Origin of the sequence: Propioniciclava sp. (genome assembly GCF_036744435.1) — a bacterium.
Lineage (GTDB): Bacteria > Actinomycetota > Actinomycetes > Propionibacteriales > Propionibacteriaceae > Propioniciclava.
Map to the genome: position 1 here is coordinate 1 of NZ_DAIOIA010000221.1, position 2,235 is coordinate 2,235.

The window sequence follows — 2,235 nt, forward strand, 5'->3', positions numbered from 1 at the left end:
GATGCGCGGGCCCGCCCTGCCCGAGACCGCCCCCATCGCGGACGCGGGCATGGCGGCCCTGGCCAGGGCCGGATTCGGGGACCGGGCCGGGTTCGCCTACGCGGTGATGTTCAACCAGGTCGTCGGGTCGGTCGCGTTCGGCGACGACCGCGACAGCGGCGGTTCCGACGCCGACCCGCACGATCGTGCCGCCCTGCTGGCCGGACTGGACGCCCAAGCACAGTCCAGCCCCGGGGTGGCGACGCTCGTGCGGACGCTGGTCCACCCGTTCGCCACGGACCCCGTCGCCGAGGGGCGCTTCACCCGGGACGCCCTGCGCGTCACCATGCGGGGGCTGGCCGCCGAACTCGCCGAGGCCACGCAGGCGACGAGCAGCGGTGAGGCCGAGGGCGAGCGGCGGACCTAGGCCGCCTCGCCTGACGCGCCCTCCCGGAGGAGCGGGCCAGCGGATACCACCCGGCCGCCTTCGAGGCGCACCAGGTAGTCCGCGCACGCCTCCACGAGTTCGTCGTCGTGGGTGACGACGATGACGAGCCGTCCGGCCGCGACGAGTTCCTCCAGGCGGGCCGCCACCTCCGCCATGTGCGCCAGGTCCAGGCCGCTGGTCGGCTCGTCGAAGATCACCACGTCGGCGTCGCTGGCCACCGCAGCGGCGATCGCGACCCGTTGCTTCTGCCCACCCGAGAGGCTCATCGGGTGACGTTCCGCCACAGCGGTCAGGTCGAGTCCGGCCAGGATCGTCGCGAGGTGGGCGTCGTCGGCGTCGGGGGCGCTCAGCCGGATCTCCTCGGTCACCGATTCGGTGAACAGCTGGTGGTTGACGTCCTGCATGACAAGAAACGACGTTGCCAGCCGGGCTTTGCGGTCGCGCCGGGCGCCGTCGATGGCGAGGATGCCGGGCGCCTTCTTGTCCAGGCCCACCAGCGCGCGGGTGAGCGTCGATTTTCCTGCCCCATTGGGGCCGGTGATGGCGACGGTGCCGTGGCGGGGGAGCGTGAGGGACGCGATGTCGAGCGCCGGTGCCTTCGCGCCGGGGTAGGTCTTGACGAACCCGGTGAGTTCCACGACGTCCTCGCCCGCGGGTGCGGCGAGAGGCTGCGGCGGGGGAAGCGGGTGAGGGGAGCGCAGCCCGAAGGACGCGGCGGTGGCGGCGTCCATGGCGGACATGTCGGCGGCGCTGAACTCGCGGGTGATCTGTCCGTTCTCCATGAGCAGCCAGCGGTCGGCGAGGCCTTGGAGGTAGTGCAGGCGGTGCTCGGCCACGACGACTGTGCAGCCGGCGCGTTTCCATCCGGCGATCAGACCACGCAGGTCGGCGATGGTGGCGGCGTCCAGGTTGGAGGACGGCTCGTCCAGCACGAGGACGCGGGGACGCGAGACCCACACCGACCCGCAGGCCACCTTCTGCTTCTGGCCGCCCGAGAGCTGGAAGATGGAGCGATCCATGAAGGCGTCCAGGCCGAGCTGCTGCGCCGATTCGGTTACCCGGGCGAGGATCTCGTCGCGGTCCTGGCCCAGGTTCTCGGCGGCGAAGGCAAGCTCGCTGCCCACGTCGACGGTGAAGAACTGGCTGCGCGGATTCTGAAAGACGGACCCGACCACGTCGGCGGCCTCGGCGGGCGGCGTGTCGGCCACGACTCGGCCGGCGACGCTCGCCTCCCCGGAGAGATCACCTTCGAAGAAGTGGGGGATCAGGCCGTTGACCAGGCGGGTCAGCGTGGTCTTGCCACACCCCGAGGAGCCGGTCACGACGATGACCTCACCGGCGGCGGCGTGCAGATCGACCCCGGACAGCCCGGCCCCCTCCTCCCCGTGCTGGTAGCGGAAGTGGACGTTGCGGACCTCGATCATGCGCGCCACCCCCCGCCCAGCAGGGCGACGACCGGGATCAGGACGGCCACAGCCAGCAGCGCGTCGCGCCAGCCGAAGCCGGTGCGGCTCACGTGCGTGCGGGTGCGGGAGCCGCCCAGACCACGGGTGAGCGCGGACACGGTGAGCTCATCGCCGATGCGGACCAGCGACACCAGCAAGGGCACCACCCGGTACTCCAGCATCGCCAGCGGGCTCCGGACGCGCCCGCCGAAGCCGATGCCCCGCATCCGCATGGCGTCGGAGATGGAGCGGTGCTCCTGGGCGATGGTGGGCAGGAACCGCAGCACCACGGTGAACGGGATCACGACGGCGCGGGGGAGCCGCATCCGTTCCATGGCGGCGACGGCCTCGCTCACCTGGGTG

2 protein-coding genes and 1 pseudogene are annotated in these 2,235 nt (G+C 72.0%); 1 reads left to right on the forward strand and 2 read right to left on the reverse strand.

The window, feature by feature from the left end:
* A pseudogene (locus tag V7E09_RS15365) lies at nucleotides 1–406 on the forward strand (hypothetical protein); the annotation flags it as partial.
* Here the strand turns inward: V7E09_RS15365 and V7E09_RS15370 are convergent.
* Together V7E09_RS15370 and V7E09_RS15375 are read right to left on the reverse strand one after the other, a co-directional pair.
* Nucleotides 403–1,851 carry an ABC transporter ATP-binding protein gene (locus V7E09_RS15370; RefSeq protein WP_324512026.1) on the reverse strand — a complete coding sequence of 483 codons (1,449 nt, stop codon included), beginning with the start codon at nucleotides 1,849–1,851 and terminating at the stop codon, nucleotides 403–405. The pseudogene V7E09_RS15365 and the gene V7E09_RS15370 sit on opposite strands and share 4 nt — an antisense overlap.
* On the reverse strand, nucleotides 1,848–2,235 hold a 388-nt coding region (locus V7E09_RS15375; RefSeq protein ID WP_324523708.1), incomplete at its 5' end, for an energy-coupling factor transporter transmembrane component T. The genes V7E09_RS15370 and V7E09_RS15375, both read right to left, overlap by 4 nt.

Coding starts and splice junctions, on each gene's coding strand:
- V7E09_RS15370 (WP_324512026.1), bottom strand. CDS start 1,851: ATGATCGAGGTCCGCAACGTCCACTTCCGCTACCAGCACGGGGAGGAG.